Origin of the sequence: Streptomyces diacarni (genome assembly GCF_003323715.1) — a bacterium.
In the GTDB taxonomy this organism is placed as follows: Bacteria; Actinomycetota; Actinomycetes; order Streptomycetales; family Streptomycetaceae; genus Streptomyces; species Streptomyces diacarni.
Window position 1 is genome coordinate 44,679 of the sequence record NZ_QOIN01000070.1, and the last position, 22,929, is coordinate 67,607.

Sequence of the window (22,929 nt, forward strand, 5' to 3'; positions counted from 1 at the left end):
ATGCTGAGCAGCCGAAGACGCAGACATACGGGAGGCACGGCCGTGGCGATCACCAGCATTGACGTCGCACGGCTGGCCGGTGTGTCACAACCGACGGTGTCGCGAGCCCTGCGGGGCGACCCCCGCGTGTCCGAGGAGACCCGGCAGCGCGTGCGGCAGGCAGCCGAGGCGCTCAACTACGTGCCGAGCGAGACGGGCCGCAGCCTGTCCACCCGCGCCACGCGCCGGGTCGGCGTCGTGGTCACCGACCTGACGAATCCGTTCTACCCCCACCTGGTCGCCCCGCTCCACGACGAACTGGAACGCTGCGGCTACCGCATGATGCTCTTCACCGAGCGGTCCGAGGACGCGGTGGCCACCGAGCGCCTGCTGGGGCAGTCGGTCGACGGCGTGGTGCTGACGACGGCGACGACCGAGTCCGCTCTCCCCGCCGAACTCACCCGGCGCGGCCTCCCGTTCGTCTTCCTCAACCGCGAGACGGGGATCTCGGGCCCACCCGTCGCCGTCGTGGACAACACCAACGGCGGCGAACTGGTGGCCCGGGAGCTCGTCGCACTCGGCCACCGCCGCATCGCCGGCATCTTCGGCCCGCGTAACACCACCACCGGGCAGGAGCGTGAGCTGGGGTTCCGCCTCGCGCTGGCGGAGGCCGGGATCGGCCTGGCCGAGGAGGCGGTGTTCCGAGGCCCCTTCGAGTTCGCCACCGGGTACGCCGCTCTCAGCGAACTGCTGGCCTTGCGGCCACGCCCGACCGCCGTCTTCTGCGGCAACGACGTGGTGGCCATCGGCGCCCTCAACGCGGCTCTCGCCGCGCAGGTCACCGTGCCGGACGAGCTCACCGTCTTCGGCTTCGACGACATTCCCATGGCCGGCTGGGAGAGCTTCCGGCTCAGCACCGTCCGCCACGACATGCACGAGATGGCCCGTACGGCGGCCAGATTGCTGGTGCAGCGCATCGCTGAGGGCGGCGAGGGAGAGGCGGAGCGCGTCGTCTTCCCGCCACAGTTGGCGCTGCGCGGCACCCACGCGGCCGCCCGAGCGGACTGAGGCACCGCGACCGCGGGCCCCGTTCGTCCGATGTCGCCGCTTCCCCTTCGGGCACGGGGTGCGGGCGGGGAATGTGCGCTTGCCGGTGTGCCGTCGAGGACGGCACACCGGTCGGCCGCCGGAGAGAGCGCACGTCAGCTACCGCTCCGGCGTGCTGAGCGCACGCAGAGTCCGCATCAGGACGTGCGTGAGGTTGTAGAGGACGGCCCCCGGGGGCGCGGCGGCAGCCTGCTGTGTCGAGTTGACGATCGTCACCATCGGCTTGCCGGACCGCTTCGCCGCCTCGACGACCTGCTGCGTGGCACCGCGCACCTGCGGTTCGGCCGCACCGCCCGTCAGCCCCATCGCGACCGACAGGTCCGCGGGGCCGACGAGCACCGCGTCCACGCCCGAAACCGCCAGGATCTCACCGGCCGCCGCACACGCCTGCGGCGTCTCCAGCATCGGCACGACCACCGTGGTGGCGGCGGCGTGCGCCAGGTGCTCGGCGATGCCCGCCTCGCCGAAACGCCCGGACCGGCTGTAGGTGGCGAAGCCCCGCTCCCCCCGCGGAGGGTAGTGCGCCCAGGCCACCGCCCTGCGGGCGTGGTCCGCGCTGTCCACGTGCGGCACGATGACGCCTTGGGCCCCCGCGTCGAGTGCCCGCAGGACGAGGGAAGGTTCCTCGGTGCCGACGCGGATCAGCACGGGAAGCCCGTGGGCCGCGGCTGCCTGGATGTGCTGCTGCAGGGGCACGACGTCGGCGGGACCGTGCTCGCAGTCGATCACCACGAAGTCGAGCCCCGCGACACCGGCCATCTCCACCAGCGGCCCTGCGGGCAGCCTCAGCAGTCCGCCGAGGAGGCGCTCCCCGCCGGCCAGCCGCTCCTTGAGCGGCACCGGATTCGTGTCCTTCACCGTGCCACCATCCCCGCGGACAGATCGATGTCGGCCGCGCACAGGCCCGGCATCTGCAACATGGCGACCAGCGCGGACGCCACCTCCTGTTCGGTGACCATGCGCCCGAGCAACGCGCGCGAGACGAAGGCGTCCTCCGCCGCCTTGGGAGTGGTGCCCGTGCGCTCCGCCTCCAGCCGGAAGTTCCGCTCCATCCGCGGCCCGCCGACCGGCCCAGGAGAGAGGGAGTTGACGTTCACACCGGCAGGCCCCGCCTCCCCCGCGAGGGTGGTGGTCAGCCCGAGCACCGCCATCTTCGAGGCGCAGTACGGCGTACGCCGCACGAGCGGGCGCTTGCCCGAGACCGACGCGACGTTGACCACGTCGCCCCGGCCGCGTTCGATCATCGCCGGGAGAAACGCCCGGCACATCAGGTAGACGCCGCGGACATTGACGCCGAAGACCCCGTCCCACTCCTCGGGCTCGATGTCCACCAGCGGTTTGACCGGCCCGGGGACGCCCGCGTTGTTGACGAGGACGGAGACCTCCTCGCCGGCGAGTTCCCGCGCCAGGGCCGCCACGGACTCGTGGCTGCCCACGTCGCAGGTCGCCGCGCGGCCCGGCCCGGCGAGAGAGGCGGCGGTCTCCTCCACCGTCGCGCGGGTGCGGCCCACCGCGATGACCCTCGCCCCGGCGGCGGAGAGTGCCTGGCACATGGCACGGCCCAGCCCGTTACCGCCCCCGGTGACCAGTGCGGTACGTCCCTCGACGGGCGCCGTCACCGCTGTGTCCCGGTCGGTTCGCCCTGTGCCCAGGGCAGCTCGGCGTTCCCGTACTTGGCCGCCCGCACGTCACCCGAACGGGCATGCCCCTCGAACAACTCCACGCGGGCCGCCCGTCCGCACACCTCGCCCAGGTGCGCGCTGGAGGAGGTGTCGGTGACCTCCTGGTAGGTCACCGTCTTGAGGTACTTGCCGACCCACAGGCCACCGGTGTAGCGGGCGGCACCCCGCGTCGGCAGCACGTGGTTGGTGCCGATGACCTTGTCCCCGTAACTGACGCACGTGCCCTCACCGAGGAACAGCGCTCCGTAGTCGCGCATCTTCTCCAGCGCCTGCCGCGGGTTCTCGGTGAGGACCTCCACGTGCTCGCTCGCGTAGCCGTCGGCGACCGCGAACGCCTCGTCCAGCGAGTCCACGACCACGACCTCGCCGTGGTCGCGCCACGCGGGCTCGGCGAAGTCCCTGGTCGGCATGCCGGGCAACAGGCGCTCGATGTGCTCGATCACGGCCCTGCCCAGCTCCGCCGAGGTCGTGACCAGCACGGCGGGCGAGTCGGGCCCGTGCTCGGCCTGGGAGAGAAGATCCACGGCGACCACGAACGGGTCAGCGGCCTCGTCCGCCACGACGAGGATCTCGGTGGGCCCGGCGAACAGGTCGATGCCGACCTCGCCGAACAGCTGTCGCTTGGCCTCGGCCACATAGGCGTTGCCGGGGCCGGCGAGCAGGTCCACCCGGTCGATCGTCTCGGTGCCGACCGCCATCGCCGCGACGGCCTGCACCCCGCCGAGCAGGTGGATCTCGTCGGCCCCGGCCAGGTGCATGGCGGCCACGGTGGCTGCCGGGACCTCTCCCCTGATGGGTGGGGTGCAGGCCACCACCCGCGGCACACCGGCGACTTTGGCGGTCACGATCGTCATGTGCGCGGAGGCGGTCAGCGGATACCGTCCGCCGGGTACGTAGGCGCCCGCGGCGGACACCGGCAGGTGCCGGTGTCCGAGGTGGACCCCGGGCAGTGTCTCCACCTCGATGTCGCGCAGCGCCTCCCGCTGGTGCCGGGCGAACGTGCGCACCTGTTCCTGGACGAAGACGATGTCCTCGATCACCTGCTGCGGAACGTCGGCGACGATCTTCTCGATCTGCTCGGGCGACAGGCGGAACGTCTCAGGCGACCACTTGTCGAACCGCTCGGAGTACGTGCGGACGGCCGCGTCACCCCGGTCACGGACGTCGGTGAGGATCGCGGAGACACGGTCGGCGACCCGACCGGAGTCCTGACCGGCCTTCTCCTTGGGAACGGGTCGCTTCAAAAACTCTCGCATGGCGGGCTCCTGGTGGTACGTGCGGAAGTGTTCAGTCAGAGGTGGCGGCAGACGGCGTACCGACCACGTCGGTGAGCCAGTGGCGCAGCGACGCGGCGGTCTCACCGGGGCGCTCCAGCGGGAGCAGATGGCCGGCGTCGGCGAGCACCCGGAGTGAGCCGGCGGCTGCTCGCTGGGCGACCTCGCGGTGGAACGACGGCGGACACAGGGCGTCGCGTTCGCCGCACAGCGCCAGCACCGGGCAATCCAGCGCCGCTACGGCCGCGTGCGCGTCCATGCGGGTCGCCTGGGCCGCCAGCTGGGCGCGGAAGGTGTCAGGGCCGATGCGGCGCGCCATTCCGAGGAACCGTTCCCGCAGCGGCTCCGAGGGATCCGCAGCCGCGTACATCGTGGGCAGGATCCGGTCGGTGAGCACCGACTCGAACTCACCTGCCTCGACACGCTCCGCCAGCTGCCGCCAGCCGGCGAGTTGCCCGGGCCGCGGCGCCTTCGCGTTGGTCGAGAGTGCGCAGAGGCCCGCCAGTCGCTCGGGGGCCCGCCGGGCCACCTCGAACGCGACGATCGCCCCGAGGCTCAGCCCGACGAGCACGAACTCGCCCTCGACGCTGGAGAGCACCTCCTCGGCCATGTCCGCTATGGACGGGGCGGTGATCCGCGCGTGGACGACGGGCCCGGGCAGCGCCGGCTCGACGTCGCTCCACAGCCCGGCGTCGCACAGCATGCCGGGGACGAGTACCGAAGGGAGCGGCCCCCTCCCCGTCCTCGGGCCTGTCATCGAGGCGCCGATGCCGGTACGAGGTGGGCCGGGGCGAGGTAGCCGTTGTGATCGCGCGCGACACCGGCGTCGGCGGCCGCCTTGACGACCTCGTCCGCCCACTCCAGGCGCACCCGGCCGTCACCGCCGTTCACGACGGCCATGGTCGCCGGGGAGTCCGACACGTTGCGCATCGAACGCCAGGCCCCTGCCGGCACGGACAACATGTCCCAGGGGCCGAGCCGCACGGTCACCTCGTCATGGTGGTTGAGACGGACCTCCCACTCGCCCTCCTTCACCATCAGCACCTGGGTCTCACTGTGGCGGTGGGTGAGCAGGCCCTCGCCCGGGTCCGCGCGCAGCCACGCGATGTTGTGCCCGTGCGGGTGGTAGATCCGCGGCTCCTGGCGGCGGTTCTCGGTCATGCCGAATCCGATCACCAGGGCGAGCTCCGCGCGCCCACTCGGTACAACGCCGCAGAGGAACGCCCGGTCGCACCACTCCAGGTCGTCCCGCGTGGCGACGTACCTGCGCATGTCGTCCGCCGAGTAGTCCACGAGAGACGCGATGTCCGCCGGATCCATCGGCCGGACCAGCTCCTCGCTGTCCGGCAGCTGCTCACCGGCGACGGTGTCCACGAGCTGGTTGTCCGAGGTGAGGTAGAGGCCGTGCCCTTCGGCCTCGCGGAGCACGGTGGGGCCCCAGATGATGCCGCCGGTCTCGTCGTGGCCCAGGCAGGTGAACAGCCAGCCGTCGTCGGGCCCCGTGTTGGTGAAACCGCGGAAGATCCAGGTCGGAACGGAGGCGATGTCCCCTTCCCGCAGGGTCAGCTCCCCCTCCTCCCCCTCGGCGCCCCAGCGCAGCAGGTACTCCCCCCGGAAGCAGAGGAAGACCTCCGCGGTGAAGTGCAGGTGCAGATTGTTGGTGATGCCGTGCGGCATGGCGGCGGCTCCGATGTTGTAGCCGTGCGGCTCACGCAGGTTCACCACCTGACTGGAGCTTTGTGTGACGCCCGGGCCGACCATGGCGTAGTTCTCCTTCTGGTCCGAGCCCGGCGTACGGCAGTCGATGAACGCCTGGTTGCACGAGACGAAGTCGCTGCGGCGGATGGTCCGCCGGTCGAGCTCCTCCTGAGTGACGAGAGGCGATGTCATGGTTCTCCTTTCCTGCTGCACTTTCCTACTCGGTGTGCATACGTATGTAGCACATGCAAAACCCGTTTCGCGTGTTTGTCAATCGCGGGATGCGGTCGGCGACTTCGTGAGCGTCGCGCGTGCGCCGCACTGGCAGCGGCGCGGGTTGCCCACTCGGCCCGGACCTGGCCGCGGCGATGCGGGGGCGGTGACCGGTCACCAGTCACCAGTCACCAGTCACCAGTCACCAGTCACCAGTCACCAGTCACCAGTCACCAGCGGAGCCTCGACGCCGGTTCGGGCTGCGACGTGAGGGCAGCGCGGAGTACGTGCCGCGGCGAGCGCATCGACCCGGGCCCCACGGCCAGGCCGCGCCCGTACGCGCTCGCGCGCCTCACAGGCCTTACACGCCTGTCACATGCCGGTGATCTGGCGGTGCAGTGACAGCTCGTCGAACTCCGCGAATTCCGCGACGATCTTGTCTCCGTGCACATGGACGTGGTTGATGCCCATGACCGACACCTCACGCTCGCCGCGTGGGGTCGGCACCGTCCCGGCGAGGTTCCACCTGACCGCCACCCGGTCGAGGTTGAAGTCCTCGAGCCAGTACAACTCGTCGATGCGGAACTCCCTCTCGGGCATCAGCCGCAGCCAGTCGTCCACGTAGTTCTTGATACCCGCGAGGTGCTGGTACGTCCGCGACGTGCCGACCGAGAGCCGCGCGTCATTGCTGTAGGCCGCGAACACCCGCTCTGCGTCTCCCCTGCCGAACAGGGCCGTCAGATGGTCCTGGACGAGTTCGCCGGAGCCGTGCACGCGTGCGGGGATCGCGGGGACCCGCACGCCGAACTCCGCCGCGGGACGCCCCTCCGGCTGTCGCTTGCCCGTGGACGTACTGCCCCACATCCGCGCCGCGGCGTCGAGGCCGATGCCCAACTGGGCAGCACGGGCGCCCGGGTTCCACGCCTTCCACTCCTCGACGTAGTTCTCCCCCTTCACCGCGCAGTTCGCCGTGGCGCTGACCCGGATCCAGCGTCCGGTGGGGCCACCGAAGACGGGGTCGCCCGCGTTGCGCGCGGTCCACGTCCAGCGCATCGACGTGCGGTACCCGTCCCGGTCGTTGCCCGTCCAGATCGTCTCGTCGATACGCCCGCGGAAGCCCTCCCTGCCGGCGAGCGCGCGCTCGGTGTCCTCGACGACGTGCTCGACACCGACCATGTCACCGGAGTCCATGTGCGTGATCGTCTGCGGCGTGTAGGTCCGCGTGATCAGGTCCACCTCGCGCTCGTTCCAGATGCGGTAGGTCGAACGCTCGACGAAATCCACGATGTCATGCCATTCCGTGCCCGCCATGCTCGACGTGGGCTGCTCGGACATGTCGCTCCTCGCTCAGTTGTGCGCTGCGTACTTGTCGTCGGAAAGCGCACTGCGATAGGTCTCCTGCATGAAACGCAGAATGACGAAGAGGGAGAACACCGCGAGCGTGGCGAGGAAACCCCACAGTGCGTAGACCGTGCCGAACCGCGACACCAACAGGGTCGCGATGAAGGGCGTCGCACCGGCGAAGATGGCGAACGAACTGTTGAACGCGATCGCACTGGCGCTGTACCGGGTCTTGGTCGGGAAGAACTCCGCCGCGCACACGGTGACGATGCCGGTGAGGAAGAACTCCGGGACGATGTAGATCAACTGGCCGAGCACCGCGCTGGTGAACGTGCCCTCCTCCAGCACCAGAAAAGCGAGGGGGACCAGGAAAATGCAGGCGAGTACGCCGATTATCAGCATGGGTTTGCGGCCGATCCTGTCCGAAAGCGCCCCGGCCATCGGCAGCAGAGGCACCAAAACTGCGATCGAGATGACGTTGGACAGGAAAGCCTCGCCCTGCGGGACCTTCAGTGTGCCGCTCAGGTACTGGGGCAGGTAGGTCACCCAGCCGTACGACAGCACGGCCAGTGTGATCGACGCACCGCAGAAGACGAGGATGCCCCGCCACTGCGACACGAGGGCCTCTCGCAGCGGGGTTTGCACGACCTCGTCACCGCTGCGTGTGGCGGCCTCGAATTCCGGAGTCTCCTTGATGCGGAGCCGGAGGTGGAGACCCGTCAGCGCCAGCGGCAGCGCCAGGAGAAACGGCAGCCGCCAGCCCCACGTGGTCATCTCCTCATGCGGCAGGACTGTGGTCAGCAACGACGACAGTCCGGCACCGCCCAGCAGACCGAGGAAAACGCTCATCGAAACAAACGAGCCATAAAAGCCACGCCTCCGCTCGGGGGCGTATTCGACGATGAACGCGATGGCTCCCACGTACTCGCCGCCCTGCACCACTCCCTGCAGGATGCGGACCACCAGCAGCAGCGCGGGGGCGAAGAAGCCGACCTGCGCGTAGGAAGGCAGTACACCGATCAGCGCGGTGAGGACACCCATCAACACGATCGCCAGCGAGAGCGTCTTGCGCCGGCCGACGCGGTCGCCGAACCGGCCGAACACCAAACCTCCCACGGGCCGGATGAGGAAGGAGATGGCAAAGAGCGCGTACGTGCTCAGCACGCTGGCCAACGGGTCGGTCTCGGGAAAGAAGACCGGAGCCATCAGAGGTGCCAGGTAGCCGTACACGGCGAAATCGAACTGCTCCACGAAATTGCCGATTCCGCCGGCCCAGATGGCCTTGCGGACCTCGGCGGGTGTGGCCTGGGTTCTGCCGCCTGCTTCGACGGCGGCCGTAGCGGTCGCGGTCACGAGTCCTCCCGTTGCATCACGGCCGGCTTGCGCGCCGGACCACGTCAGTCCCTCCCCTTGGCATGAATACGTATGCCAACGCGAGCACCGTAAGAGGTGCCGAACGCTGGGTCAAGGCTTGGACGCACGCGTACCTGATGTGGCCGGACGAGTGGCGAGAGCCGACGGCCACCCTCGCCAGCGACCTCCGGCTACGGCCACGGGCCCGGCTACGGGTATGGGTATGGGTATGGGTATGGGTCCGGCTACGGCTGCGGAGAAAAGGACAGGACGAAGGGGCGCAGCGAGGTCGTGCTGTCCCACCATCGTGTCGGCTCGCCGGTTAAGGTGCTGCCCCCACAGCGACGGCACCGAGGTACGCGCGAGTCGCGAGTGAGGCGCGGGAACGGGCCGTGCCGCTCACACTCATCGGTAGAGGTCGCGAGGGATCGGCAGGAGCGGGGGAACCTGTTGTGCCGAGCCGAGCCCGCACCAGCCTGGTGGCGCTGCCGGGCTCGGACGGATCACCGCACGGCACTGGGCGTGTGGCGTGGCCGCATGGCGCCGGCGAACAAGGAGGCGGTCACCAACAGGACGAGGACGGCGGCCATGGCCGTGCGCAGTCCGACGTGTTCGGCGAGGAAGCCGAGGAGGGGTGGGCCGACGAGGAAGGCCGCGTATCCGGCGGTGGCGACCGCGCCCACCCTGGCCGCGGCGTCCGTCTCGTCGTCCCCGGCAGCGGACACGCTGACAGGGAAACCGAGGGCCGCGCCGAGGCCCCACAGGACGACGGCCGCGCCGGCGAGAACCGCACTGGAGGAGAAGATGACCAGGGCGAGACCGGCTGCCGCGACGAGAGCGCCGGCGCGGATGACGACAGTCCGGCCGTAACGGGCCAAGGGAGCGTTTCCGGCCAGGCGGCCACAGGTCATCGCGGCGGCGAAGAGCAAGTAGGTGAGCGAGCCACCGGTGGCACTGGTGCCGTGCCCGTCCACCATCAACAGCGGTAGCCAGTCGTTGGCGGATCCTTCGACGAAGGCCATGGCCAAAACGATGACGCCGATCAACACGAGCCGCCCGTCGCGCCATACCCGCAACTGGGCCCGCCGGCCCGACCGCCTCGCCTCGTCCGGGTCGCCCGCCGCCCTGCCCGTCCCGGCCGGTATTCCGCGTATCGCCCACACGGATGCGGCGGCGACCACCGCCGTCGCCGCCAACAGATGCCAGACGACGGGGAACCGCCACGCGGTCAGCGCCATCCCCAGCCCAGCGCCCACGACGGTACCCAGACTGAAGCCGCCATGCAGCATAGGGAGAACAGGCCGGCTCAGGTGGTGTTCGACGGCGGCGCCCTCGATGTTGAGGGCGATCTCGCCGAGACCGACACCCGCTCCGAACAGCGCCAGGCCCAAGAAGACGCCAGGGGCCTGCGCACCGGTGGCGGCACCGGCGACGACGGCCAGTCCTGCCACCATGAGGACGGCACTCACGAGCAGCGTGACCCGCCCCCCGGCCCGCCGCACCATCCCGCTGGAGAGGAGTACGCCCGTCATGGACCCGGCGGAGAGCCCGAAGAGGACCAATCCCATGCCTGCGCTGGAGACCGCCAGGGAGTCCCGGATCGCCGGAGTACGCGCGATCCAAGAGGCCATCCCGATGCCGGTGGCGAGAGTGAGGACGAACAGGGAGGTGCGCCAGTGTCGGAGTGAAGGGGCCATGGAGCCTCGGCAATCGCACGACAGCAGGAGCGTACGATCGTACACTGCGGTGCGTACGAGCGTACGCTAGCGGACCATGTGACCGGTGCTGCCTCGCACACCGACCCCGAACCGGCGCTCTGGAGCGCGGTGCCGCCGGCGTGGGCGGGTCAGGCCGTCGGCAGGTTCTGCCGGACCGCGTGCTCGCCAGGGATGATCCTGCCCGTAGACCCGCTCCCCGCAACAGGAGGACCCTTGGCAACCGGACGCGTTGATCCCCAACGTCGTGAGCGCATCATCAGCGCCGCGCTCGACCTCATCGCCGAGGAGGGTGTCGCGGGCGTCTCCCACCGCAAGGTGGCAGCCCGAGCGGGCGTACCACTCGGCTCGATGACCTATCACTTCCACAACCGTGACGAACTGCTCCGCGAGGCGTTCACCAGTTTCTCCGGCACCATCATCGCGCTCTTCGAGGAACACCTCGCCACCGCCACCACCCCGGACGAGGCCCGCAAGGCCGTCGCCGACCTCGTGCACCGCCTCTCGGACGGCAACGAGAGAGAACTCGTGCTCACCCACGAGCTGTACACCCTGGCGGCCCGGGAACCGGCCTACCGAGAGCTGACCCGCGCGTGGATGCACAGCAGCCGGCAGGCCCTGCAGCGGTACTTCGACCCCTCGACGGCGCGTCAGCTCGACGCCCTCATCGAAGGGCTGTCCCTCCACCGCGCTCTCGAAACCCAGCCCCACGAGCGGGCCCTGACCATCGAGGCGATCGCCCGCATCACCGCGTCCAGCTGACGCGGCGATGCGGGAGCCCGGAGCAGCAGGACAGCAGGTGCGCGCCGCCTCGGCGGTCAGGGGAACGGACAGTCCCCGACCGTGCGGCACGGCGGCCCCTGTCACCCGCGCCTCGCCTGCACCTCCGCGGGCGCAGGCGCGCCCACGCACCGGCCGTCTTCGGCATCCCGTGTATATCGGACCGAGAGTGACCGACTCGTCCCGGTGGCCGCAGAGATAGCCGACGATCTGCGTCTCGGACCGGACGACACGACAGAAGTGTGGGGCAGGAGACTGGTTCGCTCCTTCGATGTACTGCCGCCACTCCGCGAGGCCTTGCGCTGTGGCAGACGAACCGCGGTGCTCACGGATCCAGGACTGATCGACCCCAGCTTCTGCGTTGAGGTGGTTCTGCAGCCGCTGATGAGAAGCGGTTGAACAGGGGATGCCCGCTATGGCCACGTCGACCTGTCGCCATCGTCTCGTACGAGTCCTTCGGCCGCTGGGACAAGACCTTCACCGACCCGTCTCTGAGCAGCCGTTGCCGACCGGCTGACGTTCACCGGCACCCTCATCGAAACCGGCATTGGTGTCCTGTCTCTGTGATGTCCCGGCAGCCTCGGAGATCTCCCGGCAAGTGAGCTGACGTCTCCGTCAAGGCCGGACATCTGCGGGTACGCCGTCTCCCTCGTGTTTACGGTTGCCGTGGCTGGTCGGCGTCGTTCCGGAGGCCCAGGTGAATGCGTATGAAGTGTCGACGGAGGACATCGAGCGGAGTACGCCGGCTCGACCGGGCCCGAGCGCCGGTTTCCGGCTGTCCGAGGGCAGGACAATCGGCACACGCCGAACTCCTTCATGACCTGGTCCGAGTCAAAGGGGTCGGAAGTCGAGCCGGACAGGAAGGCCCCGTTGCTGACAGCAGCCGGGTTCCCCGAACGCGTCGCGCCGGCCCACGTATTCGCATCTACCCGCTGGAGGAAACTGACGATCAGCGATGACTTCTCCGTCTCCGCGCGCAGCATCGCCGAGTTCCACCAGCGCTTTCCTACCGAGAGCCCCCTTCGTGGCACGAGCCGCATCTGGCTCACGAAGACCGTCAAGACTTCATCCGCGGAGATCGAGTCCCGGCTCGGCAACCCCGAAGGCATCACCACACTCATCGCCAAACGAGTCAGCCCCTGCCTTCCACGTCCCCGCCAGCTCTAGGTATCCCTCGGCAACGTCCCAAGTCCGCGCCAGGGATCTGATCTACGAACGAATCTCCCATTTGATGCAGGTCCTGCCGGAAGAGTGCTCGAAGGTGGCCGGCCAGTAGTGCTTGAACGGGGTGCCCGTCTCCAGCGCGTCCGTCACAGCACGGATGAACTCGGTCAGGCTTGAGCCCCAGAGAGTGCCTTCCAGATCACCGGAGCCGATACCCATCTCATACACGTGCCCATACGTGGGCCCGGGCCGGTGGTCGACGAACGCGACACCTCCGTCGTTGGGCAGTGCGAACGGCACACAGAGATGCAGATGGCCGGCAAGGTCGTCTTCACCCCACAGATCGACCTCGGTGTTGTCCTCGCCGATGTCCACGAGAATCTCATGCACTGATGCGATCTCAGCCGTCGAGCTGAGCCGATGGCCCAGCGGCAGAATGCTGCCAGCCGGGAAAACTCCTGGCTCGGGTCCGCTGTTCGGCTCGGGCTCGGCAACACCGTTCCGCCGCTCCAGCAGCCCTCTGAGCTCAGGATGAAGGGCAAAGCCCAGCTGCTTCTCCAGCTCAGCAATCTCAGCAGCCGTTGCCGGCGATCGGAGTGCGGTGTGATCCGCTGGCGACTGGGTGGCCAGCCACGACTCGAACCGGGCCCATGCCTGATCAAACAGAACGAGATCTGTCGATGTCATGGGCAGACGATAAACGGCGGGTCTGACAAGACCGGCTGCGCCGGCTGAACCTTCCCAGGGCGTTGGCACGAACTCGTGGACAAAGCCCGGCAGTGCGGTGATGGGGGTGGCCCACCCTCTACAAGCTCACGCAGGTGTCCCTCGACGGGCTCAGCGCGCTGACCCGGTGGGCGAGGTGGCCGGACGGTCGCCTCGCGCGCCGTCCGGCCCCGGCGCGTGCGGGCCGGGTGCGCGCTCGCCCTCGGGGTGCTCGTGCCGGTCGGACACGCGTCGGTGTCGTTGCCGTCGCTGCACGTACAGGCCCGCGAGGACGAGGATGGCGGACAGGGTCAGGGAGAGCCACAGTTCGAGCCGGTGGCCGGGGGTGACGGCCATGATGAGCAGGACCGCGGCGATGAAGGCGATCGTCGCGAGGGTCAGCCACGGGTGCAGCCACATCCGTACCTGGGGGGTCTCGCCCGCCGCGTCGGTCCTGCGGCGCATGGCGAGTTGGGTGACCGCGATCGGGGCATCGACGTGCGCGAGGCCGCCCGCGCCTTCGGCGACGAAGGGGGCCTCAACCCGCTCACCGAACGGCAGTTGGGCGACGTCGACCGTCTCACGGGCGGCCGCAAGCCCCTCCCCTACCCGCGCCGTGCGGACGGAGCCGGGTGCGACCCTGACCACCTGGTGCGGGCGCTGTACCACGACGTCTACAACCGGCGCGACCTGAGCGCCGTCGACCGGGCGTACGCGCCCAACGTGCGCTGGTACGGGCCGACCAACCGGACAGGTTACGGCCGTGCGGACGTGCGCGGCATGGCCCGCGCCCTGCTCGCGACGTTTCCCGACCTCGGCCACCAGGTCGACGAGGTCTACTGGATGGGCAACGAGGCCGACGGCTACCGGGTCTCGGTGCGCTGGACGGCGGTGGGCACCCACCGGGGCCACGCGCTCTACGGCCGGCCCACCGGCCGCCGTGTCCACCTGTGGGGGCTCACCCAGCTCTACCTCTCACAGGGCCGGATCACCGAGGAGTGGACGCTGTTCAACGAGTTCGACGTACTCGCCCGACTCCTGTGCGACGACCCGCCGGACGGGTTCGTCTGACGGGGCCGCCCCGGCTACGCCTTCGGCATGCCCTCGAACCAGGCGGGTCCTTCCTGCGTGGCCTGCTTGATCCGGAAGACGGCGAAGTCCGCGAGGGGCGGCAGCGCGTCCAGGCCGAACCAGCCCACCTCCAGCGACTCGTCGTCGTTGACGCGGGCGTCGTCGCTGACCGCACGGCAGCGGAAGGTGATGTCCATGAACTGGCAGACGTCGCCGTTCGGATAGGTGACGGGCTTCTCGATGCCGTGGACGGAGACGACCCGCTCCGGCACGCACCGCACGTGCGTCTCCTCGAAGACCTCCCGCACCGCGCAGTCCGCGGGCTGCTCGCCCGGCTCCGGGATGCCGCCGATCACCGACCACGTACCGGTGTCGGCACGCCGGCCCAGCAGCACCCGCCCCCGGTCGTCGAAGACGACCGCGGTGACACCCGGCAGGTACAGCAGCTGGTGTCCCGCGGAGAGTCGCAGGTCACGGATGAAGTCAGGAGTGGCCATACACCGACCCTACGACGCGGTCGGCGCCACGGCCGTGCGAGGAGGCGAGCCCCGTGCGGCAGGTGCGGTATCCGGTCGTCAGCGTGCCGGAAAGGCTCTAGTGTCCTCGCCTGTGACGGAACCTTCCTCGTACCACCGTGTGACAGCCGACGCCTACGACGCCGTCGCCGTTGTCTACGCCGACCTCGCCCGCAACGCGCTCGATGGGTTCCCGCTGGACCGTGCGGTGCTCGCCGCCTTCGCCGAGACCGTGCGGGCCGCGGGGCCGGGGCCCGTGGCCGAGCTGGGGTGCGGCCCGGGGAGCCTCACGGCGCACCTGCGGGATCTGGGGCTGGACGTCTTCGGCGTCGATCTGTCGCCCGCGCTGCTCGCTCTCGCCCGCGAGGCGTACCCGGACCTGCGGTTCGAGCTCGGTGCCATGGAGGCCCTGGACGTGGGCGACGGCCGGTTGCGGGGCATCGTGTCCTGGTATTCGGTCATCCACGCCCCACCGCGGGACCTGCCCGCGTACTTCGAGGAGTTCCGTCGGGTACTCGCGCCCGGCGGAGCGCTGCTGCTCGCCTTCTTCGAGTCGGAAGGAGAGCCGACCACGGCGTTCGACCACAAGGTGACGACGGCCTACCGGTGGCCGGTCGACGGCCTCGCGGGCCTGGCAGGCGAGGCGGGCTTCACCGAGGTCGGCCGGATGCTGCGGGAGCCGGGCGAAGGAGAACGGTTCCGTCGCGGGCATCTCCTGCTGCGCTCGGGCTCGTGATCAGGTGGGGCCGGGATCAGGCCGCAGTACGGCGAGGCGGGCGCGGATGTGGTGGACGGCCGCCTCGGCGTCGTCCACGGTGACGGTGAAGACACGGCCGTCCCCCAGCCGCAGGACGACGCCCTCGCCGCGCCGGATCACCACCGCCGTGCCCATCCCGGGGCGCCAGCGGTAGCCCCAGCCGCCCCAGTGCCGTGGGGTGACGGTGGGCGCGTGGTCGGCCGCGACGACGTCCCGCAGGGGAATCCGCCGTCGCGGCACGCCGGCGTGGCCGCAGCGCACCTGGAGGCTGTCCTCGTCGATGGTGACCTCGACGTGGACGAAGGCCAGCGTGCCGAAGAGGATCAGCAGCCCGGCGGCGACGCAGCCGACGACCGACATGACCAGCGGCACGAGACCGCCCGACCAGCTGGTGTCGACGGCGAGCTCGATACCGAGCGCCAGGCAGCCGGCTCCCAGGGCGGCGAGCCCCCACTGGAGGCGGCTGGTGGCCCGTCCTGTCCACCCCTCGGCTCTCGCGCCCGAGGCGGAGTCCGCCAGGGGCGCGGGTGGGGCGAGGGGTGCGAGAGGGGTGTCGTCGGGGCCGCGGAATCCGGCGCCACCTTCGGCGGGGGGCGCGCCGTCGCGGGGCAGATCCGTCATGTTCGGCAGCGTACTCCCGCGGCGCGGCGGGGGCAGCCCGTGGAGCCGAGCCGTCCGCAAAGCCCCCGAAGGGGTGTATACGGGGCGTGAGGCCGTCAGCGGCGCGCGGCCGGTGCGGGGACCAGCAGGCGGCCCTCCGCGTAGGTGAGCGCGGCGGCGGGGAGGGTACTGGTCCTGCCGCTGTGCAGCACCGTGAGGCCGCCGGTGGGTGCGGCGCCGGGGTCGGGGGAGATGCCCGCTCGGCGCAGCGCCTGCGCACAGACGGCGACGGCGGAGCCCTGGAGCGCGGGCCCGCCGGAGCCGGAGCCGCCGAGGGCTTCGCGGATACGCTCGCCGACCAGTTCGTAGTGGGTGCAGCCGAGGACGACGGTCCGCGCTTCGGCGGGCGTGCGCTCGGCCGCGGCCTCGACCGCCGCCGAGATGAGCTGTTCGTCGCCGTTCTCGATGGCTTCGGCGAGACCGTGGCAGGGGACGCCGGTGATGTCGGCGCCGTTCGCGAACTCCTCGATCAGCTGCTGCTGGTAGGAGCTGCCCGTGGTGGCGGGCGTGGCCCAGATGGCGACACGGCTTCCGGTCGTCGCGGCGGCCGCGGCCGCGGGTTTGACGGCGGGGACGGTGCCGATCACCGGCAGCGCGGGCTCCAGTTCGGCCCGGAGGGTGGGCAGCGCGTGCACGGAGGCGGTGTTGCAGGCCACGATCAGGGCCTCGGGCTCGTACGCGGCGGCCGCGCGGGCACACAGGAGGGCTCTCTCGGTGATGCCCTCCGCGTCGCGGGGCCCCCAGGGCATTCCGTCGGGGTCGAGCGAGAGGACCAGGTCGGCGTCGGGGCGTGCGCGGCGTACCGCCGCCGCGGCGGCGAGCAGGCCGATACCGGAGTCCATGAGCGCGATCTTCACGGTGAACAACTGTAATCGATCGGCTCCGCGGACCCGGCTCGTCATGGTGCCCCCGACGGCCCGCGTGCGGCAGACTGCCGCTCGATGACCACCCTCACCTGGACCTCCGCCGTTCCGCTCGCCTCGCTGGCCGCGTGGGTGTGGCTGCTGCTGGGGCAGGGCTTCTTCTGGCGGACCGACGTGCGGATGCCGCCCACGCCCGCCGAGGAGCCCGCCGGCTGGCCGTCCGTCACCGTGGTCGTGCCGGCCCGTGACGAGGCCGAGGTACTGCCGGTGAGTCTGCCGTCGCTGCTGGCGCAGGACTACCCGGGGCGGGCGGAGATCCTGCTGGTGGACGACGGGTCCACGGACGGTACGGGGCGGCTCGCCCGCGCGCTCGCGGAACGCACGCCGGACGCCCTGCCGTTGACGGTGCTCTCCCCCGGGGAGCCGGAGCCGGGCTGGACGGGCAAGCTGTGGGCTCTGCGGTGCGGGATCGCCCACGCGCGGGCGGGCCACAGCACCGGTGGCCAGGCGCCGGAGTTCCTGCTGCTGACGGACGCCGACATCGCGCACGGTCCCCACTCGCTGCGCCGTCTGGTGCGCGGGGCGCTCGCCGGGCGGCTCGACCTGGTGTCGCAGATGGCGCGGTTGCGGGTGCGTACGGGCTGGGAGCGGATGATCGTGCCGGCCTTCGTGTACTTCTTCGCGCAGCTGTACCCGTTCCGCTGGGTCAACAGGCCCACGGCGCGTACCGCGGCCGCGGCGGGGGGCTGCGCGCTGCTGCGGACCGAGACCGCGGTGCGGGCCCGGGTGCCGGACAGCATCAGGGACGCGGTCATCGACGACGTGACGCTGGGCCGCGCCGTCAAGCGCGCCGGGGGCCGGATCTGGCTGGGCCTCGCGGACTCGGTGACGAGTGTGCGCCCGTACGCGGGCCTGCGGCCGCTGTGGCGCATGGTCTCGCGCAGCGCCTACGCGCAGCTGCTCAACAACCCGCTGCTGCTGGTCGGCACCGTGGTGGGGCTGGTGTTGGTGTATCTGGTGCCGCCGGTGTGGGCGTGCGCGGGGTCGCCGGTGGGTGGGGCGGCGTGGCTGCTGATGACGCTGACGTACCTGCCGATGCTGCGCTACTACGGCCAGCCGCTGTGGCTCGCGCTCCTGCTCCCGGTGACGGCCGCGCTCTACCTGGCGATGACCGTCGACTCGGCGGTGCAGCACTATCGGGGCCGGGGCGCCGCGTGGAAGGGCCGCACCTACGGCTGACGGCGCCTCCCTCGACCGGTCGGCCTCCGCTCTTCCGGGGCGGACAGGTCTTCCGGTGCGGACAGGCGCTCCCCGCGGCCGCGACGCCGTGCCGCGCGCCGGACCCCCGTCACTTGCGCCCCGGCGTCCACTGCATGCCCCAGCCGTACTCCTGATCGACGGTGCGCTGAGGACTCATGCCCCGCTGCGGCACCAGGTAGCGCGCTTCGCGACGCACCATCAACTCGCCGCTCTCGTTGCTGATCAGGGCGAGGGCGCACACGGTGGAGGGGATGGTGCACTCGTCGAGGGAGAAGTCGACGGGCGCGCCGTGCTGCGGCCTGAGGGTGACGGTGGCGTGCAGCCCGGCGAAGCTGCGCGCGCCCTCGTAGATGGTGACGAAGATGAGGACGCGCCGCAGTTCGGCCGCGTGGTCGAGGTTGAGCGTCAGGTTCTCGCCGGTCTCCACGGCGCCGGTGCGGTCGTCGCCGTCGAGGTGGATGTAGGGCGGCCGGTGCAGCGAGCCGAAGGAGTTGCCGAGCGCCTGCACGACGCCCTTGCGGCCGTCGGCCAGCTCGTAGAGGGCGCACAGGTCCAGGTCGGGTCCCGTCAGCGCGCCCATGGCCTTGCTCAGCCGTCCGGCCAGCCCCTTGGGCTGCTGGGCCTGGGTCGTCCAGTTGAGGTTGACCCGCATGGCGCCCGAGGTGCCGCCCTGCTTGGTCAGGGAGACGGACGGCGCCTCCTTGGTGAGCGTCACCTTGCTCAGCCGCACGGGCGCGGCGGGGGCGGCGGGCGCGGGCTGAGGTGCCGGCGGTGTCGGAGCCGAGGGCGCGGGGGCCGGGGGCATGGAGGGGGCGGGCGGTGCTGGGGGTGCGTCCGCCGTCGGACCGGGGACCGAGGGGGTCGGCAGGTCGGGGGTGCTCGGCGCACCGGGGCCCTGCGGCAGGCCGGGCGCCCGCACCCCGGGGGGTTCCGGCACGTGCGGGGTGGGGGCGCTGTGCGGGTGCAGCGGCGCGCCGTTGCCGGCCGGGGCGGGCGCACCGCCCGCGGCGGACGGCTCGTCGACGCTGATGCCGAAGTCCGTGGCGAGACCGGCCAGGCCGCTGTCGTACCCCTGACCGACGGCGCGGAACTTCCACGCGCCCTGCCTGCGGTAGAGCTCCCCCAGCAGATAAGCGGTCTCGGCGGCGGCGTCGACCGGGTCGAAGCGGGCGATCTCCGGCCCGGTGGCCGGGGTTCCGGGGGCTTCGGCCTCCAGCAGGCGTACGTACAGCCCTTGCACCTGGCCGAAGCTGCCGCCGTCGGCGGAGGCCGCGATGACGATGCGGTCGATCTCCGGTTCGACGCGTGCGAGGTCGACGGTCAGCGCGTCGGTGCAGGCCTCACCTATCGGGTTCTTGCCCTCGTGGTGCACTGCCGACGAGGAGTGCCGGGGCTGGTTGTAGAAGACGAAGTCCGCGTCGGAGCGGACCTTGCCGTGCGAGTCGAGCAGGAGTGCCGACGCGTCGACGTCCGGCGCGAGCGGTCCTGACGACCAGCCCAGCTCGATCCGGACCATCGCAGCGGATACGGGGACGTTGGTCCCCTTGCGCATCGTCATAGCCACTCCCCCTCGGGCTCGGTGGGCCCCGCGTTCCGGTCCCTTCCAACCTATTGCACGCGTCCGCGCCCGCCGAAGCCCCTCCGCGCTCTTCTCGCCGCAGCCCGCGAAAGTCGAACAACTTGTTCGGGCAGGGGCGTTTGGGGGCATTGCCGGTGGGCTTATGCTTCTGTCAGCTTCTCCTCCCGCGCGCCCGTATCAGGAGACAGGCGGGAACGAGCCGTCTCGCCATGCCTGACCGCGTGTCAACACGGTCGGTATGAGGGGGCTTCGGCCCCCGGTCGAGCTCCTCCCGCGCGCTCCCCTGGCGCGGTCGCTCCCGCGAGGTGAAAACAGGTGCCCGCCTGCGGTGATGCGGGTGGGCCAGGCGTTGTGTGTGTACCTCTCTAGTGCCGATGCGGATTGTGGGCTTACCTTATGAGCATGACCTCCCCCCGCAGCTCTTACAGCGGCGGCTACTACGCTGCATCGTCCTATCCCGAGACGCCGATCTACGACATGCTCGTCGCTGAGCGGGGCACACCGCAGATCGCTCCCATCCGGGTGCCGTCGGCCTATGACACGGGGAGTACGGGCGGCGCGCTCGCGGCGCTGCCCCCGGCACTGCCCGCGGGCCCCGACCTGCGGCAGCCGCAGATGCCGCAGCCCGCTCCGCTGCAGCACGCACCCGCGCCCGGATACGGATATCCGGGCGCTGCCGCACCCCAGCCCCCGGCGCCGCAGCCCGTAGCGCAGCAGGCCGCGCCGATGCGCCAGCAGCCCGTCCGGCAGGCTCCGGCCGCCCTTCCGCCCGGCGGAGGCTCGGGCATGCAGGGCGGCCCTGTTCCGCTCCAGCACACGCCCGCGCCGCACATTCCGCAGCAGGCGCCGCCGCGCGGCTACGGCTACCCGGGGCCGCAGGGCCCGGCGCAGCCGCAGGCACCGATGCAGCAGATGCCGCAGCAGCCGCAGCCGCAGGTCCAGGTGCAGCAGTACCAGCAGCAGGCGATGCACAACCAGGCGACGCAGTACATGCGTCCGGTGGCCCCGCGCCCGGCGGCTCCCCGCCAGATGCCGGGCCAGCACGAGGACCCTTACGGCGGCCACCAGTACGGCGGGCGGGGGTACTGACGCGCCGTCGCGAGTACGACGCACGCGTTCGGAACGCTTGCGCGGGCACCGCCGTGGGGGAGACGGCGGTGCCCGCGGGTGTGTACGGACCCCGGGGCGCCGGAGTGCTCAGCTACCGACCAGCCGCGACCTGATCAAGAAGCGCACCCCCTCGGGGGCCTCCAGTGAGAAGCCGCTGCCCCTTCCCTCGACGACGTCGACGGTCAGATGGGTGTGGCTCCAGAGCGCGAACTGCGCGGACGACATCCAAAACGGGACGGGTTCGGCCACGCCGTCGATCTCCAGCTCGCCGAGCAGCACGTCGGAGCCGCCCGTGCGGAACTCGCCCCTGCCGTAGCACATGGGACTGCTGCCGTCGCAACAGCCGCCGGACTGGTGGAACATCAGCGGCCCGTGCTTGGCGGTGAGCGTCCGCAGCAGTTCGGCGGCCGCGGGCGTGACGGCGACCCGCTCGGGCTCCGCCGGCTCGGACTCCGACCGCTCGTCAGGCGTGCCCATCAGAACATTCCGAGCTTCTTGGCGTCGTAGCTGACCAGCAGGTTCTTGGTCTGCTGGTAGTGCTCCAGCATCATCTTGTGGTTCTCCCGGCCGATGCCCGACTGCTTGTAGCCGCCGAAGGCGGCGTGCGCCGGGTACTGGTGGTAGCAGTTGGTCCACACCCGCCCGGCCTGGATGGCGCGCCCGGCGCGGTAGGCGCGGGAGCCGTCGCGGGTCCACACGCCCGCGCCCAGCCCGTAGAGGGTGTCGTTGGCGATGCGGATGGCGTCGTCGAAGTCGTCGAAGCCGGTGACGGAGACGACGGGGCCGAAGATCTCCTCCTGGAAGACACGCATGTCGTTGCTGCCCTCCAGGATGGTCGGCCGCACGTAGTAGCCGCCCTCCAGCTCGCCGCCCAGTTCGGCGCGCCCGCCGCCGGTCAGCACCCGTGCGCCCTCCTGAGCGCCGATGTCGAGGTAGGAGAGGATCTTCTCCAGCTGGTCGTTGGATGCCTGCGCGCCCACCATGGTCTCGGTGTCGAGCGGGTGCCCCTGAACGAGCGCCTGGGTGCGCTGCACGCCCGCGTCGAGGAAGGCGCGGTAGTGGCTGCGCTGGATGAGGGCGCGCGAGGGGCAGGTGCACACCTCCCCCTGGTTGAGGGCGAACATGGCGAAGCCTTCGAGGGCCTTGTCGTAGAAGTCGTCCGCGTCGTCGGAGACGTCCTCGAAGAAGATGTTGGGGCTCTTGCCGCCCAGCTCCAGGGTGACGGGCCTGAGGTTCTCCGAGGCGTACTGCATGATCAGCCGCCCCGTGGTCGTCTCCCCCGTGAAGGCGACCTTGGCCACCCGCGCGTTGCTCGCCAGCGGCTTGCCCGCCTCGGCGCCGAATCCGTTGACGATGTTGACGACGCCTGGCGGGAGCAGGTCCGCCACCAGGCTCATCCAGTAGTGGACGGACGCCGGGGTCTGCTCGGCGGGCTTGAGCACGACGGTGTTGCCCGCCGCCAGCGCGGGCGCCAGCTTCCAGGTCGCCATCAGAATCGGGAAGTTCCACGGGATGATCTGGGCGACGACGCCGAGCGGCTCGTGGAAGTGGTAGGCGACGGTGTCCTCGTCGATCTGGGAGAGCGACCCCTCCTGGGAGCGGATCGCCGCGGCGAAGTAGCGGAAGTGGTCGATGGCCAGCGGGATGTCGGCGGCCAGCGTCTCGCGGACGGGCTTGCCGTTCTCCCAGCTCTCGGCGACCGCCAGCTCCTCCAGGTGCGCCTCCATGCGCTGCGCGATCTGGTTGAGCACCTGCGCGCGCTCCGCGGGTGAGGTGCGTGACCAGGCCGGGGCGGCGTCGTGGGCGGCGTCGATGGCGCGTTCGACGTCCTCCGCCGTGCCGCGGGCGATCTCCGTGAAGGGCGCTCCGGTGACCGGGGTGGGGTTCTCGAAGTAGCCGCCTTGCTTGGGGGCGACATAGCTGCCGCCGATCCAGTGGTCGTAGCGCGACTGGTAGCTCATCAGCGCATCGTCGGTTCCGGGTGCGGCGTAGCGGCTCATGCTCTGCCTCCCTGTGCTGGCCGGCTCCTGCGCCGGCCGACTCGTACGGGCCCCGCCCGCCGGTCGGCGCACGCGGGTCGGCGCGGCCGACCGGCGGGTGGTG

The 22,929-nt window shown here is 70.8% G+C and carries 23 protein-coding genes; 7 read left to right on the forward strand and 16 right to left on the reverse strand.

The window, feature by feature from the left end; all coding sequences use genetic code 11:
* Positions 1-42 precede the first annotated feature (42 nt).
* Positions 43-1,047, forward strand: a complete 1,005-nt coding sequence (locus DTL70_RS31280) for a LacI family DNA-binding transcriptional regulator (protein ID WP_114025395.1) — start codon at positions 43-45, stop codon at positions 1,045-1,047.
* 138 nt (positions 1,048-1,185) lie between these two features.
* Here DTL70_RS31280 and DTL70_RS31285 read toward each other — a convergent pair whose 3' ends face one another.
* The 8 genes from DTL70_RS31285 to DTL70_RS31330 all read right to left on the reverse strand — a co-directional run bounded on the left by DTL70_RS31285 (position 1,186) and on the right by DTL70_RS31330 (position 10,344).
* A complete protein-coding gene (locus tag DTL70_RS31285) occupies positions 1,186-1,944 on the reverse strand; it encodes an HpcH/HpaI aldolase family protein (protein ID WP_245980186.1) in 759 nt (252 codons plus the stop codon).
* On the reverse strand, positions 1,941-2,705 hold the full coding sequence (locus DTL70_RS31290; RefSeq protein WP_114025397.1) for an SDR family NAD(P)-dependent oxidoreductase: 765 nt from the start codon (positions 2,703-2,705) through the stop codon (positions 1,941-1,943). The genes DTL70_RS31285 and DTL70_RS31290 overlap by 4 nt, the downstream gene beginning before the upstream one ends.
* Positions 2,702-4,024, reverse strand: coding sequence for a histidinol dehydrogenase (gene hisD, locus DTL70_RS31295; RefSeq protein WP_114025398.1), 1,323 nt, complete (start codon positions 4,022-4,024; stop codon positions 2,702-2,704). The genes DTL70_RS31290 and hisD overlap by 4 nt, the downstream gene beginning before the upstream one ends.
* Before the next feature lie 31 nt (positions 4,025-4,055).
* Complete coding sequence (locus DTL70_RS31300; RefSeq protein WP_114025399.1) at positions 4,056-4,799, reverse strand: alpha/beta fold hydrolase; 744 nt, start codon at positions 4,797-4,799, stop codon at positions 4,056-4,058.
* Positions 4,796-5,932, reverse strand: a complete 1,137-nt coding sequence (locus tag DTL70_RS31305; RefSeq protein ID WP_114025400.1) for a cupin domain-containing protein — start codon at positions 5,930-5,932, stop codon at positions 4,796-4,798. Before DTL70_RS31305 ends, DTL70_RS31300 begins: the two co-directional genes overlap by 4 nt.
* A 393-nt stretch (positions 5,933-6,325) precedes the next feature.
* Positions 6,326-7,288 (reverse strand): nuclear transport factor 2 family protein, encoded by a 963-nt coding sequence (locus tag DTL70_RS31315; RefSeq protein ID WP_114025402.1) that lies wholly within the window; start codon positions 7,286-7,288, stop codon positions 6,326-6,328.
* A 12-nt stretch (positions 7,289-7,300) separates the two neighbouring features.
* On the reverse strand, positions 7,301-8,647 hold the full coding sequence (locus DTL70_RS31320) for an MFS transporter (RefSeq protein ID WP_114025403.1): 1,347 nt from the start codon (positions 8,645-8,647) through the stop codon (positions 7,301-7,303).
* A 503-nt stretch (positions 8,648-9,150) separates the two neighbouring features.
* On the reverse strand, positions 9,151-10,344 hold the full coding sequence (locus tag DTL70_RS31330) for an MFS transporter (protein WP_114025404.1): 1,194 nt from the start codon (positions 10,342-10,344) through the stop codon (positions 9,151-9,153).
* Positions 10,345-10,578: 234 nt separating this feature from the next.
* Between DTL70_RS31330 and DTL70_RS31335 the strand changes: the two genes are divergently transcribed.
* Complete coding sequence (locus DTL70_RS31335; RefSeq protein WP_114025405.1) at positions 10,579-11,124, forward strand: TetR/AcrR family transcriptional regulator; 546 nt, start codon at positions 10,579-10,581, stop codon at positions 11,122-11,124.
* 888 nt (positions 11,125-12,012) lie between these two features.
* Positions 12,013-12,309: a hypothetical protein gene (locus DTL70_RS31340; protein ID WP_147266849.1), complete on the forward strand. Its 297-nt coding sequence runs from the start codon at positions 12,013-12,015 to the stop codon at positions 12,307-12,309.
* 42 nt (positions 12,310-12,351) lie between these two features.
* Here DTL70_RS31340 and DTL70_RS31345 read toward each other — a convergent pair whose 3' ends face one another.
* Positions 12,352-12,993: an SMI1/KNR4 family protein gene (locus DTL70_RS31345; RefSeq protein WP_114025407.1), complete on the reverse strand. Its 642-nt coding sequence runs from the start codon at positions 12,991-12,993 to the stop codon at positions 12,352-12,354.
* A gap of 150 nt (positions 12,994-13,143) precedes the next feature.
* A complete protein-coding gene (locus DTL70_RS31350; protein ID WP_181861156.1) occupies positions 13,144-13,476 on the reverse strand; it encodes a hypothetical protein in 333 nt (110 codons plus the stop codon).
* 6 nt (positions 13,477-13,482) lie between these two features.
* Between DTL70_RS31350 and DTL70_RS31355 the strand changes: the two genes are divergently transcribed.
* Positions 13,483-14,082 (forward strand): ester cyclase, encoded by a 600-nt coding sequence (locus tag DTL70_RS31355; RefSeq protein WP_220183684.1) that lies wholly within the window; start codon positions 13,483-13,485, stop codon positions 14,080-14,082.
* A gap of 14 nt (positions 14,083-14,096) precedes the next feature.
* On the opposite strand, the gene DTL70_RS31360 is transcribed toward DTL70_RS31355, so the two are convergent.
* A complete protein-coding gene (locus DTL70_RS31360) occupies positions 14,097-14,579 on the reverse strand; it encodes an NUDIX hydrolase (protein WP_114025410.1) in 483 nt (160 codons plus the stop codon).
* A 112-nt stretch (positions 14,580-14,691) separates the two neighbouring features.
* Here DTL70_RS31360 and DTL70_RS31365 point away from each other — a divergent pair, with 112 nt between their 5' ends.
* The gene (locus DTL70_RS31365; protein ID WP_114025411.1) at positions 14,692-15,333 is read left to right on the forward strand and encodes a class I SAM-dependent methyltransferase; all 642 of its coding nucleotides are present in this window, start codon (positions 14,692-14,694) and stop codon (positions 15,331-15,333) included.
* On the opposite strand, the gene DTL70_RS31370 is transcribed toward DTL70_RS31365, so the two are convergent.
* The gene (locus DTL70_RS31370) at positions 15,334-15,975 is read right to left on the reverse strand and encodes a hypothetical protein (RefSeq protein ID WP_245980187.1); all 642 of its coding nucleotides are present in this window, start codon (positions 15,973-15,975) and stop codon (positions 15,334-15,336) included.
* Positions 15,976-16,070: 95 nt separating this feature from the next.
* On the reverse strand, positions 16,071-16,871 hold the full coding sequence (locus DTL70_RS31375) for a glutamate racemase (protein ID WP_181861152.1): 801 nt from the start codon (positions 16,869-16,871) through the stop codon (positions 16,071-16,073).
* 84 nt (positions 16,872-16,955) lie between these two features.
* Here DTL70_RS31375 and DTL70_RS31380 point away from each other — a divergent pair, with 84 nt between their 5' ends.
* Entirely contained in the window at positions 16,956-18,116 is a 1,161-nt protein-coding gene (locus DTL70_RS31380) for a glycosyltransferase (protein WP_114025413.1), read from the forward strand.
* Positions 18,117-18,225: 109 nt separating this feature from the next.
* On the opposite strand, the gene DTL70_RS31385 is transcribed toward DTL70_RS31380, so the two are convergent.
* Complete coding sequence (locus DTL70_RS31385; RefSeq protein WP_114025414.1) at positions 18,226-19,695, reverse strand: TerD family protein; 1,470 nt, start codon at positions 19,693-19,695, stop codon at positions 18,226-18,228.
* Positions 19,696-20,118: 423 nt separating this feature from the next.
* Here DTL70_RS31385 and DTL70_RS31390 point away from each other — a divergent pair, with 423 nt between their 5' ends.
* Positions 20,119-20,805 carry a DUF6643 family protein gene (locus DTL70_RS31390; RefSeq protein ID WP_114025491.1) on the forward strand — a complete coding sequence of 229 codons (687 nt, stop codon included), beginning with the start codon at positions 20,119-20,121 and terminating at the stop codon, positions 20,803-20,805.
* A 108-nt stretch (positions 20,806-20,913) separates the two neighbouring features.
* Here DTL70_RS31390 and DTL70_RS31395 read toward each other — a convergent pair whose 3' ends face one another.
* Both DTL70_RS31395 and exaC read right to left on the reverse strand, forming a co-directional pair.
* Positions 20,914-21,303: a DUF779 domain-containing protein gene (locus DTL70_RS31395; protein ID WP_114025415.1), complete on the reverse strand. Its 390-nt coding sequence runs from the start codon at positions 21,301-21,303 to the stop codon at positions 20,914-20,916.
* The gene (gene exaC, locus DTL70_RS31400) at positions 21,303-22,826 is read right to left on the reverse strand and encodes an acetaldehyde dehydrogenase ExaC (RefSeq protein WP_114025416.1); all 1,524 of its coding nucleotides are present in this window, start codon (positions 22,824-22,826) and stop codon (positions 21,303-21,305) included. Before exaC ends, DTL70_RS31395 begins: the two co-directional genes overlap by 1 nt.
* Positions 22,827-22,929: the final 103 nt, after the last annotated feature.